The organism is Pseudarthrobacter sp. NKDBFgelt (genome assembly GCF_046097905.1).
Classification (GTDB): domain Bacteria; phylum Actinomycetota; class Actinomycetes; order Actinomycetales; family Micrococcaceae; genus Arthrobacter; species Arthrobacter polychromogenes.
The window spans coordinates 1-15,162 of the sequence record NZ_JBJURL010000089.1 but is presented as its reverse complement, the minus strand read 5'-3'; the positions used below and the strand labels follow the sequence as shown (position 1 = coordinate 15,162).

At 62.6% G+C, this 15,162-nt stretch carries 16 protein-coding genes and 1 pseudogene; 10 read left to right on the top strand and 7 right to left on the bottom strand.

What is annotated here, in order from left to right; genetic code table 11:
* From ACKAE7_RS18200 to ACKAE7_RS18185, 4 genes are all read left to right on the top strand, one after another.
* The coding region (locus tag ACKAE7_RS18200; protein WP_408979937.1) for a DAK2 domain-containing protein at positions 1–462 on the top strand (462 nt) is incomplete at its 5' end.
* Positions 459–947 carry a ribose-5-phosphate isomerase gene (locus ACKAE7_RS18195; protein ID WP_408979936.1) on the top strand — a complete coding sequence of 163 codons (489 nt, stop codon included), beginning with the start codon at positions 459–461 and terminating at the stop codon, positions 945–947. The genes ACKAE7_RS18200 and ACKAE7_RS18195, both read left to right, overlap by 4 nt.
* 2 nt (positions 948–949) lie before the next feature.
* Positions 950–1,951 (top strand): 3-hydroxyacyl-CoA dehydrogenase family protein, encoded by a 1,002-nt coding sequence (locus ACKAE7_RS18190; protein WP_408979935.1) that lies wholly within the window; start codon positions 950–952, stop codon positions 1,949–1,951.
* A gap of 111 nt (positions 1,952–2,062) precedes the next feature.
* On the top strand, positions 2,063–2,278 hold the full coding sequence (locus tag ACKAE7_RS18185) for a hypothetical protein (protein ID WP_188813703.1): 216 nt from the start codon (positions 2,063–2,065) through the stop codon (positions 2,276–2,278).
* A gap of 72 nt (positions 2,279–2,350) precedes the next feature.
* Here the strand turns inward: ACKAE7_RS18185 and ACKAE7_RS18180 are convergent, their stop codons facing one another.
* Both ACKAE7_RS18180 and ACKAE7_RS18175 read right to left on the bottom strand, forming a co-directional pair.
* Positions 2,351–2,917 (bottom strand): recombinase family protein, encoded by a 567-nt coding sequence (locus ACKAE7_RS18180; protein ID WP_188813705.1) that lies wholly within the window; start codon positions 2,915–2,917, stop codon positions 2,351–2,353.
* 582 nt (positions 2,918–3,499) lie between these two features.
* Positions 3,500–4,051, bottom strand: a complete 552-nt coding sequence (locus tag ACKAE7_RS18175; protein WP_188813707.1) for a MarR family winged helix-turn-helix transcriptional regulator — start codon at positions 4,049–4,051, stop codon at positions 3,500–3,502.
* Between the two features lie 125 nt (positions 4,052–4,176).
* On the opposite strand from ACKAE7_RS18175, the gene ACKAE7_RS18170 reads away from it, so the two are divergent.
* The 6 genes from ACKAE7_RS18170 to ACKAE7_RS18145 all read left to right on the top strand — a co-directional run bounded on the left by ACKAE7_RS18170 (position 4,177) and on the right by ACKAE7_RS18145 (position 12,062).
* Positions 4,177–5,139, top strand: a complete 963-nt coding sequence (locus ACKAE7_RS18170) for a pseudouridine-5'-phosphate glycosidase (RefSeq protein ID WP_192044293.1) — start codon at positions 4,177–4,179, stop codon at positions 5,137–5,139.
* Positions 5,136–5,843: an HAD family hydrolase gene (locus ACKAE7_RS18165; protein ID WP_191036285.1), complete on the top strand. Its 708-nt coding sequence runs from the start codon at positions 5,136–5,138 to the stop codon at positions 5,841–5,843. Before ACKAE7_RS18170 ends, ACKAE7_RS18165 begins: the two co-directional genes overlap by 4 nt.
* Positions 5,843–6,529, top strand: a complete 687-nt coding sequence (gene upp, locus ACKAE7_RS18160; protein ID WP_191036284.1) for a uracil phosphoribosyltransferase — start codon at positions 5,843–5,845, stop codon at positions 6,527–6,529. The genes ACKAE7_RS18165 and upp overlap by 1 nt, the downstream gene beginning before the upstream one ends.
* Positions 6,526–7,443: an EamA family transporter gene (locus ACKAE7_RS18155; protein WP_191036283.1), complete on the top strand. Its 918-nt coding sequence runs from the start codon at positions 6,526–6,528 to the stop codon at positions 7,441–7,443. Before upp ends, ACKAE7_RS18155 begins: the two co-directional genes overlap by 4 nt.
* A 66-nt stretch (positions 7,444–7,509) precedes the next feature.
* Complete coding sequence (locus tag ACKAE7_RS18150; protein ID WP_191036282.1) at positions 7,510–11,307, top strand: amino acid adenylation domain-containing protein; 3,798 nt, start codon at positions 7,510–7,512, stop codon at positions 11,305–11,307.
* 227 nt (positions 11,308–11,534) lie between these two features.
* Positions 11,535–12,062, top strand: coding sequence for a 4'-phosphopantetheinyl transferase superfamily protein (locus ACKAE7_RS18145; RefSeq protein WP_191036281.1), 528 nt, complete (start codon positions 11,535–11,537; stop codon positions 12,060–12,062).
* Between the two features lie 227 nt (positions 12,063–12,289).
* On the opposite strand, the gene ACKAE7_RS18140 is transcribed toward ACKAE7_RS18145, so the two are convergent.
* From ACKAE7_RS18140 to ACKAE7_RS18120, 5 genes and pseudogenes are all read right to left on the bottom strand, one after another.
* Positions 12,290–12,712, bottom strand: coding sequence for a hypothetical protein (locus ACKAE7_RS18140; RefSeq protein ID WP_188813721.1), 423 nt, complete (start codon positions 12,710–12,712; stop codon positions 12,290–12,292).
* 51 nt (positions 12,713–12,763) lie between these two features.
* Positions 12,764–13,030 (bottom strand): pentapeptide repeat-containing protein, encoded by a 267-nt coding sequence (locus tag ACKAE7_RS18135; RefSeq protein WP_408979934.1) that lies wholly within the window; start codon positions 13,028–13,030, stop codon positions 12,764–12,766.
* A 117-nt stretch (positions 13,031–13,147) separates the two neighbouring features.
* Positions 13,148–14,269, bottom strand: coding sequence for a Fis family transcriptional regulator (locus tag ACKAE7_RS18130; protein WP_408979933.1), 1,122 nt, complete (start codon positions 14,267–14,269; stop codon positions 13,148–13,150).
* Between the two features lie 337 nt (positions 14,270–14,606).
* The gene (locus ACKAE7_RS18125) at positions 14,607–14,960 is read right to left on the bottom strand and encodes a helix-turn-helix domain-containing protein (RefSeq protein WP_408979932.1); all 354 of its coding nucleotides are present in this window, start codon (positions 14,958–14,960) and stop codon (positions 14,607–14,609) included.
* Positions 14,953–15,162: pseudogene (locus ACKAE7_RS18120) on the bottom strand (hypothetical protein); the annotation flags it as partial. The pseudogene ACKAE7_RS18120 and the gene ACKAE7_RS18125, both read right to left, overlap by 8 nt.

The window sequence follows — 15,162 nt, the reverse complement described above, 5'->3', positions numbered from 1 at the left end:
GGCACCTCGGGGGCGCTCTGGGGATCCGCCCTGGCGGCAGCCGGGCGGGCCCTCGGCAACAAGGACTCGTACAGCGGCGGGGACGCGGCGGCCGCAGTGACCGCCTTCGCGGACGCCGTCACCACCCTGGGCAAGGCTGATGTGGGCGACAAGACCATGGTGGACGCACTGCTTCCCTTCCGGAACGCCTTCGTAGCGGCGTTCGACGGCGGCACGCCAGTGACCGGGGCGCTGGCCTCCGCGGTGACCGCCGCCCGGCAGGCGGCCGACGCCACCGCATCCCTGCGCCCGCTGAAGGGGAGGGCGCGGCCGCTGGCCGAAAAGAGCCTGGGCCACCCGGATCCGGGAGCGGTGTCCTTTGCACTGATCGCCACCCGGGTCTCTGATTACTTCGAGTCGTCACCATCGCTGTCCTCTCCCAGGGCGGCCGCCGTGGCTGCCGGACAAGGGGCCCAGGCATGAGCGCCGGTGCCGGGGCAGGGTGGCGCATCGTCATCGGGAACGACGAGGCCGGCGTCGAATACAAGGACGCGCTGAAGGCGCTGCTCGAAGCGGACAGCCGCGTGGCGTCCGTTGTGGACGTGGGCGTGGGGGCCGGTGACACCACCGCTTACCCTCATGTCGCCGTCGACGCCGCCCGCAAGGTGGCCCATGGCGAGGCGGACCGCGCCCTGCTGATCTGCGGCACGGGCTTGGGCGTGGCGATCGCCGCCAACAAAGTACCGGGAATCCGGGCGGTCACCGCGCACGACGGGTACTCGGTGGAGCGCTCGGTGCTGAGCAACAACGCGCAGGTCCTCACCATGGGCCAGCGCGTCATCGGCCTGGAACTGGCCAAGAAACTGGTGGGCGAATGGCTCGGCTACCGGTTTGACGAGACCTCGGCCTCCGCCGCGAAGGTGGACGCCATCTGCTCCTACGAACCCGAATCCACGAAAGCAGTCTGATCATGACCGAAAATTCATCCAACCCGACCATCGGTTCCAGCTCTGGCACTCCCGGCGCCCGGAAGATCGCCATCGTGGGCTCCGGGTACATGGGCGGCGGGATCGCTCAGGTCCTGGCGCTGGGCGGTGCCCGTGTGGCACTGTCCGACGTGTCCGCCGAGGTGGCGCAGGGCAATTACGACCGGCTCCTGGTTGAGTCAGACCAGTTCGTGGCCGATGGACTGTTTCCTGCCGGTTCCACCGAGATCCTGAAGCAGAACCTGTGGGCCGCGAAGGACATCGAGGAGGCCGTGGCGGATGCAGACTTCATCGAGGAGGCGGTGCCCGAGGTCCTGGCCATCAAGCACCAGACGCTGGCCCGTATCAGCGCCGCAGCGCGCCCGGACGCCATCATCGGCTCCAACACCTCCACCATTTCCATCGCCGAACTGTCCGGGCCGGTCAGCAACCCGGAGCGGTTCCTGGGTGTGCATTTCTCGAACCCGTCGCCGTTCATTCCCGGTGTGGAGATTATTCCGCACGCCGGAACGTCCGCTTCCACCGTTGGCGCAGTCCGCGAGCTGGTCCACGCCACCGGCAAGCAGACCGCGGTAGTCAAGGACGCCACCGGGTTTGTGCTGAACCGGCTGCAGTATGCGCTGTTCCACGAGGCGGCGCAGCTGGTGGAGCAGGGCATTGCGACAGCGGACGACGTGGACACCCTGGTCCGCACCACGTTCGGCTTCCGGCTGCCCTTCTTCGGGCCGTTCGCCATCGCGGACATGGCCGGGCTGGACGTGTACAACTTCTGCTACAAGTCCCTGCAGAAGGAGTTCCCGGAGCGGTTCGCCACCCCTGCGATTTTGAGTGAACTGGTGGAGGCCGGGAAGCTCGGCACCAAGACCGGCGCCGGCTTCCTCAACGTTCCTGCGGAGCGCACCCCAGAGCTGATCGCGTACCGCAACAAGGCGTATGTGGCCATGCAGAAGCTGCTTGATGATCTGGGGCCGGCGCCTATTGGGTGAGGGTGGGGCACCGTTGCTAACTGGTCTTAGTGTGGTTCGATTCAGAATTTAAGTCGATCCACACCCGTAAGAGCTGAGTGGGTAGTCAGCCGTCGAAGAGGGAGAGATTCTATGGCCGACGAAAGTTACGAAGAGCCTCATCCCTCTCCCGGTTCGGTCTACGAAACCGACCAGGAAGTCATCGAAGAGGCCGTGCGGATGCTGCGTGAACTGGATGACACTCCCCTGCATCAGATGACCCCGCTGTTCTATCAACACGGGTACGAGGAACTGCGTATGTTGACGAGTGAGCTGCTTCGCATCCTGGGAAGTGCTCCCAGGGATTAGCGGCAGGGTCGGGGCCAGTCCGCGGCTCAAAAATGAACCAACCGTCAAGCTGCGAGGCCTCAGGGGAACGGCTCACTCCGGCTTTGCGTGACGCAGGTACTGGTAGACGGTCTCCCTGCTTATTCCGTACTTACGGGCAAGCAGAGCTTTCGGAACACCGCTGCCGGCGCGCTGGACCACCTCCCCTGCTCGTTCCGGTGTGAGCGACCTCTTGCGCCCTGTGTGGGCGCCGCGCTGCTTGGCAAGTGCAGTACCTTCCCGCTGGCGTTCCCTGATGAGTGAGCGTTCGAATTCAGCGAAGGCACCCATAACAGAAAGCATGAGGCTGGCCATATGTGAGTCCTCGCCCGTAAATACCAAGCCTTCTTTGACGAACTCCGCCCGCACACCTCTGTATGTCAGCCCTTTCACCAGAGCCCGCAGATCGTCTGGGTTTCGAGCGAGCCTGTCCATGCTGTGGACCACCACTGTGTCCCCGTCGCGTGTAAACCGAAGCAGTTCGGCGAGCTCTGGCCTCGCAGTGTCCCTGCCGGAGGCCTTGTCAGTGAAAACCCGGTCGAGAAACTGCCCCTCGAGCTGGCGCTTCTCGTTCTGATCCAAGGTGCTCACGCGCACATACCCGATCCGCTGCCCAGCCACGGTTCCCTCCGACTATCGTTCTGTCAGGTTGACTTGTAGGCCCGTCCCAAAAGAAAGTCAAGACCTTCCCCATTCTGATTGTCAGATTGAGGTGTAGTCCAAGTGAATTCGTCAGCTAGTCCTTTACCTTGAACGCCTAAGCTCGCGGTTCAACTAGGAGAAGAAACATGCTCTCTGTGGATTCGATTTTTAGGGCTCCCCGCTCCTGGGCAACGAACACAACGCCTGGCTCCAAGGCGTATCGCGTGCGGCTGCTCGGATATGAGATCCACCCGCGGCCTGAGGCGCAGTAGAACAAAGTTCGTGCACTGACGCTGATCGTTTCATCTTTAATGCCAGGGGAGATGCTGGCTTCAGACACCGAATATGCGAGTCGCTGATCCTCGAGAGTAACCTCGTCGGTGGAGCCCCTGCGGTCGGCTCTGGTGGAGTGGTACATCGAATTTCTCCTTTTTCTGACAAGGTTCTTTCTTGGTCCCCGGGCAAACCAGGCCATACTGCTTGCTGCCCCGCGATGGGTCATTGAGGTTGCGCGTGGTGGGCAGTGGGCCTGGGCGCGGCATCCGTCCCCTTGAACTTTGTTCAAGCAGGGGGAACGCTGGCATCGGGTGCCTCGGTGAGGAGTTTCGGGGGAGTGTCCTCCCAGCCGTCCCCAAGTCCTATGAGCAGTTGCCGGAGCAGGCGGGCTAGTTGGTCCTGCTCGAAGGGGTTGAGGGCCGCCAGCAGGAAGCGCTCGTTGTCAACGTGGTCACTAAGTGCGCCGTCTAGAACGACCCTGCCTTTGGGGGTCAGCGTGACAATCACACTGCGCCGGTCCAGTGGGTCAATCTCTCGTTCGATGAGCCCTTTGTCGGTAAGCCGGTTCAGCCGGTTCGTGATCGCGCCAGATGTAACCATGGCGCCCTCAAGCAGTTGCGCGACGGTCATCCGAAACGGATCACCCGATCGCCTGAGGGTCGCAAGGACATCGAACTCGCCGGGCTGCAATCCATGCATAGCAAGGGCTCGAGCGATGCTCTTGTCCAAGAGCGCGGAAGTGCGGCTAATGCGCCCGACCACCCCCATGGGGGAGACATCTACATCTGGGCGCTGTTCTCCCCACTGAGCCAACAATCGATCCACCGCGTCCCTCATGAGGACTCCTATCGCATTAAACGCATGTTCATCTCCCCCACACTTGCTATCTTAACATGAAATAGTTCAATGTTAAGAGAAATCATCAGCCTGCACAGTCTGTTTATCTTGATAGGAATCTCGCCATGGCGACGCTCGAAATCAACCCATCCCTTTTCGCTGGATTGCCGGTGCGGCTGTCCCCTGAGGTCGCCGAAGCCCTCCACTCCGGCCAGCCCGTCGTCGCGCTTGAGTCGAACGTGATCTCACACGGCCTGCCCCGACCCCTGAACCTCGACGCGGCACGCGACGTGGAAGATGCCGTGCGCCAAAACGGGGCAGTGCCCGCCACCTCTGCAGTCATTGCTGGGCAGTGCGTCATCGGTCTCAGCTCCGACGAGCTCGAGCAGATCGGCACAGCCGAAGGCGTCAGGAAGGCCAGCAGCCGTGGCCTGGGAGCCTGTCTGGCCTCAGGTGAAGTTGGTGCGACGACGATCGCCGCGACCATGGTGCTTGCCCATGCTGCAGGCATCCGAACGGTGGCTTCCGCCGGGCTCGGCGGCGTTCACCGCGATGTCGACCAGTCCTTCGACATATCCTCGGACCTGGTTCAGCTCACCCGGTCAAAGGTGATGCTCGTGTGTGCCGGAGCAAAGACCATCCTGGATCTACCGAAGACTCTGGAGTATATGGAGACCCAGTGCATTCCTGTTATCGCCTACCGCAGTGATGACTTCCCTGCCTTCTACGTCACCTCCAGCGGGCTGCGTTGCCCGATTCGCATCGACGATGCTGTGGAGCTCGCGAATGCCGCTCGCTTCCATTGGTCGGTGCCAGGTGCGGGGTCTCTGGTGATTACTCATCCGATCGCAACCGACCACGCGCTGGATAGGGAGACGGTCGAAAATGCTATCCAGCAGGGTTTGGCCGAGGCACAGAGCCTGCAGGTCACTGGAGCGGCGGTGACTAAGTTCCTGATGCGGGCAGTGGACAGGGCAACTGACGGTGCCTCGTCAACAGCCAACGCCGCTGTCCTCGCAAGTACCGCCGGCGTTGCGTCCGAAATTGCGCGCGCATGGTCCCAGATGACGGTAGGAGCCGCACTGTGACCGCCTCGATCCTGGAAACTAACGTCGAGGCTGTGTTGTTCGACCTCGATGGGACCCTAATGGACACGCCCCGCGCGATCGCCGAGCAGCTTGTGGCGGCCGTGCAGCAGGTCACCGGGCGCCGGCCGGCCGTGGTTGAGGCCCAGGAGCTGGTGGGCCGCCCCTTGCCGGTACTCTGTGCAATGCTGGCCAGGCTTGAGCCGCACTCCGCCCTGGTCGGCGAGGTTGTCGAGGTATATCGCCTCCTGTACCGGACTGAAGTTGTCCCGGCGGCAGCAAGCCTGGTCTTCCCCGGTGTCCTCGAAGGCCTGGCCCGTCTGCGCAAGCATGGAGTCACTCTGGCCGTGGTGACCAGCAAGCAGAGCGACAGTGCGCGGCTCATACTCGAAGCTTCCGGGATGGCCGCCCATTTCACCACCGTGGTCGGTGTCGATGACACCGTGCTGCCCAAGCCGCATCCCGATCCGGCGCTGCTGGCGCTCGAGCGCCTCGGCGTTGACTCCCGTGCAGCTGTTTTTGTCGGGGACACGGCCCATGACATCGGCACTGCTGGGGCAGTGCCAATGCGTGCGATCGCAGTCACCTACGGTGTCGGAACCGCGTCGGGCCTACAGGCACTGCAGCCCCACGGGATCGCTTCGGAATTTGGCGCAGTGGTCGATCTGATCCTCTCATTCACTCCTCACGAGCTTAGGCAAAACTGATGCAGACACTTCAACCGCCCAGCAGCTCCAACCAGGCGCTGCCGCCCAATGCGTTCCCGCTGCGTCGTACGCCCGGACTGCTCGCGCTGCACGCAGCCGCCCGGAATCGCGAGTCAACCCACGCCGAGTTTGTGACCGCGACCCGGCGCATCATGCGCCTGCTGTTAGAGGAATCCCTCGCCTACCTGTGCTACGAGGACCGCCTCGTAACCACCCCGACCGGGTTCCCCTTCACTGGCGCGGCGCTAGTCCAGCACGAGCTGTTTGCTGTTTCTGTTCCGCGGGCAGGGGACGCCCTCGAGGCAGAACTCCGAGACATCCACCCGGGCACACGGTTCGGAAAGGTCCTCATCCAGCGAGACACGGTGACCAAGTTGCCGCGGATGTTTTACCAGAAGCTACCCGCACAAATCGCCGGCCAGCAGGTCCTACTCTTGGATCCCATGATGGCTACCGCCGGAACCGCCAACATGGCAGTGAAGGTGCTGCAGGATGCGGGCGTGGCCGAGGCTGACATCCTGCTCGTCAACGTTCTAACCTGCCCTTCGGCGCTGGAGAAGCTGTATGAGCGTCACCCCATGGTGCGTGTCGTCACCAGCTACATCGATGACGCTCTGACCGAGCAGGCCTTCATGCGCCCGGGTATCGGCGATTTCGGTGACCGCTTCTACGGAACGACGCCATGAAAACCCCGGTGGACACCGGGCCTGCAGTCGACACGCCGCCGCCCCGGACGCTGTCGCTGACACTGGCTGCCGCGTTCGCGCCGATCGTCTGGGGTTCTACGTACCTGGTGACCACCGAACTCCTCCCGCCCGACCGGCCCATGACTGCCAGCGTGTTGCGCGCCCTGCCCGCGGGCCTGCTGCTCCTGCTTCTGGCACCAGGGCTCCCGCCGTTGGGCTGGCGGTGGAAGACGGCAGTTCTGGGCATCTTGAACATCGGCGCGTTCTTCCCGCTTCTGTTCCTGGCAGCGTACCGTCTTCCAGGAGGGCTGGCAGCAGTTGTCGGGTCGATCCAGCCGCTGGTGATCCTCGGGATCTGTTTGGTCCTGGGTTGGGGCCGTCCGAGGGTGGCGCAGGTGCTGTGGTCGCTGGTGGCACTGGCGGGAGTCTCGCTGGTGACGCTCAGCGGAGAGAGCACAGTGGACACCCTCGGTGTGGCCGCAGCAGCTGCCGGAGCCTTCAGCATGGCCATGGGCCTGCTCCTCACCCGGCGATGGGGAATGGCCCCTGACATGCACCCGCTGACGTCCACTGCCTGGCAACTGATCGTGGGAGGCACGGTCATCATCCCCTTGATCCCGCTGGTCGACAGTGGTAGCTGGCAGCTCGACGGGCCGGCAGTGCTCGGATACACCTGGTTGTCGGTCATCGGAGGTGCACTGGCCTACGCGCTGTGGTTCCGCGGAGCTCGCGCGCTACCATCGGCCAATCTGGCCTTGCTAGGCATCCTCAGCCCGCTGACCGCTGCAATGTTGGGCTGGGTCGCACTCGGCCAGTCGCTCTCGCCCCTGCAGTGCGTGGGTTTCGCCCTCGCTCTCCTCGGCTCCCTGCTTGGCCAGCTCAAGCGAACCACGGCGCAACCGAACCACAGCTAGCTCCATCCACTTCCCAGCGCACAGCCCTACCCTTCTCTCCCGCGTCCAACTACCTCTGGAGATTCGATGACCTCTGTCACCGCCCCTAAAACGCTCACGGAAATGCTTCGCCAGTACGCCGCCGTCCAGCCCCAGGCCGTCGCGTCGATTGATGTCGATGGGCAGCTCTCTTTCGCGGAGCTGTGGGAAGGGGCCGGGCGCGCCGCAGCCGCCCTTGCCGCAACTGGCGTGGATCCACACGACAGTATCGGGCTGTTCATGGCTCCCTCGAACCGATTGCTGATCGCCACTTGGGCGATCCTTCGTGCCGACGCGTCCTATCTTCCCCTGGCTGTTGACTACCCGGAGGAGCGTATCTCCTACATGATCGCGGACTCGAAGATCCGCCACGTGGTAGTCGACGCGGAGAGCCACGACTTGGTCGAGCATCTGGTTCCTGAGCATGTTCAAGTGATACGGATCGAGCAGCTTGTCCAGGAGGCGCCGGGGCTTGCTTCTTCAACCTGCACTGAAGATAGACCCGCGTACGTCATCTACACCTCCGGCAGTACGGGGCGCCCGAAGGGTGTTGTGATCCAACACCCGGCGATTGTGAACCAGATGCGCTTCCTGGCCGAGTCGGCCGGCCTGCTTCCCGGGGAGCGGATTCTACTGAAGACACCGATCAGCTTCGACGCGGCCCAGTGGGAGCTGCTGGCAAATGCGGCGGGAGCAACCGTCATCGTTGGACCCCACGGCGTGCACCGCGATGCCGACTTGATCTGCGATTTGGTGCTTGAACACAGGGTGAACCTGCTGCAGGCCGTTCCCACCCTGTGGACCGCGCTGCTGGAGGTGCGGAAACTGTCGCAGTGCAGCTCGTTGAAGGGACTATTCAGCGGTGGGGAGGTCTTGCCGAGCCATCTGGCCAGCGAGCTGCTCGCCGTCATCCCCCAGGCCCAGCTTGTGAATTTCTACGGCCCCACCGAGACCACCATCAACGCCACATGGCTCCGCCTTACCGCAGAGGAGATCCCCGACGCTCCGGCAGTAAGCATCGGCTCGGCGGTGCCGGGGTGCCGGGTGCATATCCTCGATGCAAATCTTCTTCCGGTCCCCGACGGGCAGATCGGCGAGCTGTGCATCAGCGGCTCCCAGCTTGCCGCCGGTTACCTGCACCGGCCAGAACTCACCGCCGAGCGGTTCGTCGAAGTTGCCATCGACAGTCAACAGGTGCGCGTCTACCGCAGTGGGGACCTCGCGGGAATCGGGGAGTCCGGCGACTTGGAGTTTCACGGCCGCAGCGACGACCAGGTGAAGGTCAACGGCCACCGCGTCGAGACCGACGAGGTACGCCTGGCTATCGAGGACCACCATTGGGTCCGCCAAGCTGCTGTGGTGCCCTGGCGCAGCGCCGATGACGGAACGACGCGTCTGGGTGCTTTTCTGGAGCTGGACCCAACAGAGGCGGCGCTCATGGACCAGGGGGCGGCCGGGGAGCACCACCGCTCTAAGGCTAGCCACGTACAGGTTAAGGCGCAGCTGGCCGGACTCGGGGTGCGCAGCGTCAGTGGCGATCCCCGGGACATCGTCGTTTTGCCCGGGCGAGAAGGTTCGCCCGGGCAATTCCGGGCAGCCTTCGCCCGGAAGACCTATCGATTCTACGAGGGCGGCCCAATCAGCGCCGAGGACCTGGCCGCGTTGGGAGAGTCGCTCAATCAGCCGTGGACTGTGCAGCCTCGATGTGGTGCGGTGACCGTCACTGAGATCGCGGATATCCTGCGCTGGATGGGTCCGTTCCAGAGCAGCGAGAGGCTTCTGCCCAAGTACGCCTACGCCTCGCCTGGGGCGCTCAATGCCACCCAAATCTACCTTGAGACCACGGGCATCCCCGGCCTGGACGCAGGGCTCTACTACTATCATCCGATCGAGCACGAGCTGATCCGCATCGGCCAGCAGAGCGCTGGTCTGAGCGGCCCGGGTATCCGGCTGCATCTGGTTGGTTTGCCGCGAGTGATTGAGTCCGTGTACTCGACGAATGTGGTGGAAGTCCTTTACATGGAGGCAGGCCACATGGCTGGGGTACTCGACCGGGCGGTGGCTGCGCACGGACTCTACCTGCACGCCCGTAACCGTGTCGACGTGCCGGAGCTGGGTCTAGCGGAGGAATGGGTGGGCAGCGCGGTCTTCGACCTGATGGAGGGCCCCGCCGCTGACGTTGGAAAACACCCAGTGGATCTGACTCTTCAGGTTCACGGCAAAGTCACCGGAGCCCGACAGGGCACCCACCGAATAAAAGACCGGACCCTGCACCGGCTCAGCGACCACGTAATAGAGCGCCGCCAGGTGATCGCCATAAACCAAGGCACTTACGATCGATCCTCCTTCGGCGTGACCCTCTCCTGCCCGCGTGGGCAGGGCTGGAATGGCTTCCTTCAGCTGGGCCGCGCCCTGCAAAAGCTGGAGATGAACGACCTGGGCATCGGGCTGATGTCCTCCGGGTACGCCTCTCTTTCAGGGTCCGACCTGCCCTCGGCGGTCCGCTACGACGAAATCGCCCGGACCTGGGGCCAGGACCAAAGCAGACTCTCTTACTTCGCTGTGGGCGGCACCGTATCGGCGGAACAGGTCAGGTCCACCGGCATGAAGGAGGACTCCGTGCACCTCCGCGGCCCCGAAGAAATCGTCAAGGATGATTTGCGAAGGACCCTTCCCCACTACATGGTTCCTTCACGTGTGGAGGTGATCGACAGGCTTCCCATGTCGAGCAGCGGCAAGGTAGACCGGACGCGGCTTATCCAGCACCTCGAGAACGATCAGGGGCACCGGCGAGCAATCGTTCCCGCTGCCTCCCCACTGGAAGCCACCTGCTTGAAGGTGTGGTCGCGGGTGCTCGGCCAGGAGGTACTCTCAGTGTCGGATGACTTCTTCGACATTGGAGGCAACTCGCTCACCGCCGTGAAGCTCATCAACGCACTCAACGAACACTTCGGATCCAGCCTTCCGGTCCAGTCAATCTTCGAGGCTCCCACCGCGCGGGAACTCGCCGGGCGGATCGGCCAGCGTTCTCCCGTGGGCGCGTCACGTCTGGTACTACTCGCTGCGGGCTCCGGGGCACCGATCTTCCTCTGGCCGGGGCTGGGAGGGTATCCCATGAGTCTGCGGGCACTTGCCGCCGGCATCTCCCAAGGACGCCCGGTTTACGGTATTCAGGCCCACGGACTCAACCTCGGGGAGCACCCCTACATAACCCTGGAAGAGACGGTCGCAGCCGACGGGGAAACGATTTTGGCCGCGGTCCAAGATGAAGGTGTCACCCTGATGGGCTACTCCTTCGGAGCCCGGATGGCGACTGAGGTAGCCCTTTGGCTGGAAAGGCATGGACTCGCCACCGACCGTCTAATCCTGATCGCTCCCGGATCACCGGAGATCGAGGGGGTGCCCGATATACCTCGGGAAGAATCGCCCACCTTCGCCGACTCGTACTTCCGCATGGTTCTCATGTCAGTGTTTACCGGGAGTTTGGAGGGTCTGGCCAGCGATTTGCTACTGGCGAAAGTTCGCAACCGACAGCAGTTCATTGAGCTTCTTGCCGCGCGAGTCCCGACCCTCGACGAGGCCCTGGCGTCCCGGATCATCGATGTAGTAACTGCCACGTACAAATTCCGCTCCATACCCGCCAGCAACATCGAACGGTTACTGCCACAGACACAGCTCTTAATTGCAACCGGTGACGGGCCGTCCTTCGCATCCCCGTACCGTTGCCCCCTGGAGGATCAGGGGGCGGTTGTCGAGCTGGAAGCCAACCACTATCAAATCCTGCGTGAACCAGCGGTTGACCTCACGGCCAGCTTCATTATGAATCTACAGGAACAGCCGGCGTGATCCGGAGTCTGCATCGTTCCGACGGCGGCAGGGACTTGCTCATACACGTTTACTGGGCCCATCGTCGAGATGCCGACACAGGATTGGAGGGAATTCTCAACCAACAGGAACGGCTGCGGCTGAACTCAATCAAGTGCACGGATACCGCCGTCAGCTTCCTTATGGGGCGATCGCTGCTGCGCCGAACAGTGGGACATCTCCTAGGCTGCGCTCCTGAACATGTCCGGGTGGAGCTCTCCGCAGGAACACGGGGGAAGCCGCTGCTTCCGGGAACCGACTGGGAGGTCTCGCTGTCGCACTCCGGGCCCTGGGTCGGACTGGCGATCACCAAGGGGACCGCTATCGGTTTGGACATTGAAGTCGTCAACGAGGATTGGGATCCATTGCCGGTGACGCCTCTGGTTCTCACGCCAGATGAGCAACGGGAGCTCCTGGACATCGAGTCCTCCGACCGGCCCTGGTTATTCACCCGCCTCTGGACGAGAAAGGAAGCGGTGATGAAGGCCATAGGCAAAGGGCTATCCCCGGAGCTCAGCCGGATCCAAGTCAACACCCCATACGGAACGCCTGTCGTCTGCGCCTTGCCGCCCAGCCTTCAAGGTCAGCCACCGATCCGGCTGGTTGACCTGCAGGATCGGCCCGGAGCGCTCTCTAGTCTCGCGGCTCTCACCTCTGGCTTGGTGCAAGTCCGCGAACACGACGGCACAGCCCTGATCCGCCTCAAGCCACTGGCAGGTAACGTCACTCGGCTTTAAGCTCTCACTGCATTCGTTTGAACTGCATGAACACCCAAAAGCAACGTGCAACGGGTTCTATCATCTACTTCTATTCGTCCCACTTTTAGGGCCGATAGGGAAGATTCCGTCAAGCTAGGGCAAAAGGGGCTCTGCAGAAGGGCTAGCGTTGCGGATGTTCAACTGGTGCCGTAGCCACGACGCATGTTAGAACCCTCGTTCCGGTTCAGGCGGGGTCGATAGAGATGTTACCCCGGTGTCGGGCGGATCTTCCCGCTTCGGACAGCCGAAGTAAAGACACCAGCGGTGATTAACAGACCAAGGACGAGCGACGAATAGCTCGCAACGTCTGGCTCTAATTTCAAGATGTCTTGCAGTGGCCACGCCAAAGCAGCGCCGGAAACAAGTGCGAAGACCGAGCCGACTGCGACCAGGATACGCCAGCGCACTCGCTGCGCTGGCCAAGCGAACGCAAGAAGAACGAAGAGTACAACACAGGCAGTGATGGTGTTTATTGGTTCCCACGAACCGTCCTCAGTCCATGGGGTAACCGCGACCACCAGGACGGCGATTAGGAGTGCGCCCGGATCCACCTTGCCGAGGTCCAAATGACTGTTCTTCGCGTCGGCCGGCACGGCTGTACAACCCGGATCGCTCTCGTCTTTGCCCATGTAGAAAACATACGCTTTGAGACCCCTCCTGTTCATGTCGACACTGTTGTCCTAGCAGGAAGGACTCGGAGGCGGGGTGAAACCTTGAGGCCAACGAGTGTCCTCGTTGTAGCAGACGCCGGAAAATGATGAGTTTTGTAGGCTACTGCCCGAAAGGTCGGCGCTAGAGAAGTCAGCACCCGAGAAATTCGCCCATTCAGCGGTGACTTTCACTTCTGACCTTAAAGGTCTGGGAAAAGCGCCACGAATGATGGCAGCAAACAGTCCCGTTACAGGCGCTCCCCCGGCTATTTTCAACTGGCATGCACGGGTATTCATGGGACGGGAATAGCACCCGAGGGCACAAACAACATCGAGTCGTATCTCGGACCGGCCTTGAACATCACCAAAATGGACTGGCAAGAGTTCGCCGATATGGCCGAGAATGATGGGTTTTTAGGGGTTTTGCCTGACAGCTTTTGCTGCAGCGACGTACTGGGCGTAAGCGGCGGCCGAATCGGTGGCGTGGCGTTCGATTGTGGTAGGCGAGTAGCCCAAGGTCTCGGCGATGATGGCCACGGGTGCGAGTTTGGTGAGTTCGTGGAGAGTACCGAGCCTCGCCGCCCGTGTGCTGAACAGCTTACTGAGGCGCGTTGTGAGGTGTCCGGGGTGGATGTGACGTCCGGGCGAGGCGCCGCGGAATACCCACGTGGTATTGGGATGTGAGGCGGTCAGGTCGTGCCTTGGGTTTGCAGCGAGTTCGCGCCAAGGCTTGTCTAGTGGATCCGGCAGTGCGATCTGGATTGTCCCGAGCTGGATGGTGACCAGTTCTTCGGTGATGCTCACGTCGTTCCAGGTTAGCCGTGCGATGTTTTCGGCCTGTTGTCCGAAAACGAGGATGAGGATCGCGGCGGCTCTGTCACGCGTATCTAGTCCGTCGTCGATGATTCGTTTGAGCGCTTCGTCCTGTCCGGGCTTGGCGAGTCTTGGGCTGGTGCCGCGGCGGTGCGGAACGATGGTGAGCCCGGCTGGGGCGGCTTTGGTTTTGATGGCCCGTTTGAGGAAGCGCTCGGCGATGCGCCGGGTTGTCGGCCCTTCTGCCTGCCATACGTCGAGGTGGGATTGCTGCAGCTCGGGCAGTTTGATGTCATGGCCAGAGAGCCAATTCAGCAGGCCGATGGCGACGGTGACTTCCTGTTTGGCGCGCAGGAAGGTGCCGCGGGCGACTCCGTCCATGTGGTTCATCCGTCGTTGGTGGTGCCAGCGGATGTAACGGCGGATCATCTCACGGTTCTGAGGATCCCTCACACGTTCGATGGCTTCTGCCGCCCAGCTGTCGTAGCGCATCCGCAGTTCGTCGCGTTGGGGGAGTACCCCGTGCTCTGTGAGGAGTCCGCGGACGTATTCGCGCGTGCGCGAGTCGGGCAATCCGTCGAAGATTTCGTGGCTGATGTTTGGCGCGACGGCGAGGTTCCGGAGGAAGGCTGTGACGTGCTTTTGCTGGATCCAGGTCAGGCCGCTGTTGGACCGTTTCATCGACTTCAGAGCAGCTGCCAGTGGCATCAGCTCCTTGGCCATTGAACCAGTGGCCTGGTTGGTAAGCAGGTCGTCTACGACATCGCCGAGGACGCAAGTCCAGCAGCGTCCACCGCTGTAGAGTTCATCCTCTGCTCCGCAGCCGACGCAGTCGACGTTGAGCCGAACGCCCGAACACCGGCGGCATGCCGGCTGCTCAGCGATAATTCCTGGCAGGACGCCTTCGTGTCCGCAGGCGCAGACTCCTCGGGTGCGCTTTGCTTGCTGGTAGCAGTAGCCGCAGACTCCGCCGTCGGGCCAACGCGCGACGGTTTGGTGGTGCTGGCCGCAGCGGTTGCAGGGGACCGGCCAGCGGATCGGGTCCTCTGCTTTGCGTGGCCTACTCACCGTCCTCGGGTGTGACGAGGCGGATGCGCTTGGCGATCGGGCTACCTGGTTGGATTCCGAGATCTTCGCTGCGCTGCGGGGCGTTTGCCGTCGCCGCGGCACGCATCTCAACGAATGGTTCGAACAGGTCGTTCGGCGTGCAGTCCAGGATGTCGCAAAGCGCCGCGAACGTCTTGGCCGGAATGCGTTCGGGCGTGGCCGTGACCAGCCGGTAGACCTGGCTCTCGGAGAGGTTGATTCCGCGGGACCTCAGAAGGGGCATCAACTCGGTGGTCTTCCAGAGGTTGCGCCTGGCCATGAGAGCACGCAAGTTCCAGCGGTAGCCGATCCGGCGCTGTTCAGGCATCGGGGTCCTCCAAGGTTGTGATGCGGCGGGCGATCATCTGCTGCACGGTTTTCTGTTTGAAGTCCGACGATACCGATGTGTAGAGGCCGGTGGTCGAGGCGTACGAGTGGCCGACCTGGGGTTGCATTATCTTGAGCCCGTCGGGCTGGTGTGCCTCTGGCCTGCGGTTTTGTGTTGGTGGGTGTGTCCGGGACGTGCATGA

Coding starts and splice junctions, on each gene's coding strand:
- ACKAE7_RS18155 (WP_191036283.1), top strand. CDS start 6,526: ATGAAAACCCCGGTGGACACCGGGCCTGCAGTCGACACGCCGCCGCCC.
- ACKAE7_RS18175 (WP_188813707.1), bottom strand. CDS start 4,051: ATGAGGGACGCGGTGGATCGATTGTTGGCTCAGTGGGGAGAACAGCGC.
- ACKAE7_RS18135 (WP_408979934.1), bottom strand. CDS start 13,030: ATGAATACCCGTGCATGCCAGTTGAAAATAGCCGGGGGAGCGCCTGTA.
- ACKAE7_RS18130 (WP_408979933.1), bottom strand. CDS start 14,269: ATGGCCAAGGAGCTGATGCCACTGGCAGCTGCTCTGAAGTCGATGAAA.
- ACKAE7_RS18125 (WP_408979932.1), bottom strand. CDS start 14,960: ATGCCTGAACAGCGCCGGATCGGCTACCGCTGGAACTTGCGTGCTCTC.
- upp (WP_191036284.1), top strand. CDS start 5,843: ATGCAGACACTTCAACCGCCCAGCAGCTCCAACCAGGCGCTGCCGCCC.
- ACKAE7_RS18185 (WP_188813703.1), top strand. CDS start 2,063: ATGGCCGACGAAAGTTACGAAGAGCCTCATCCCTCTCCCGGTTCGGTC.
- ACKAE7_RS18170 (WP_192044293.1), top strand. CDS start 4,177: ATGGCGACGCTCGAAATCAACCCATCCCTTTTCGCTGGATTGCCGGTG.
- ACKAE7_RS18150 (WP_191036282.1), top strand. CDS start 7,510: ATGACCTCTGTCACCGCCCCTAAAACGCTCACGGAAATGCTTCGCCAG.
- ACKAE7_RS18140 (WP_188813721.1), bottom strand. CDS start 12,712: ATGGGCAAAGACGAGAGCGATCCGGGTTGTACAGCCGTGCCGGCCGAC.
- ACKAE7_RS18190 (WP_408979935.1), top strand. CDS start 950: ATGACCGAAAATTCATCCAACCCGACCATCGGTTCCAGCTCTGGCACT.
- ACKAE7_RS18195 (WP_408979936.1), top strand. CDS start 459: ATGAGCGCCGGTGCCGGGGCAGGGTGGCGCATCGTCATCGGGAACGAC.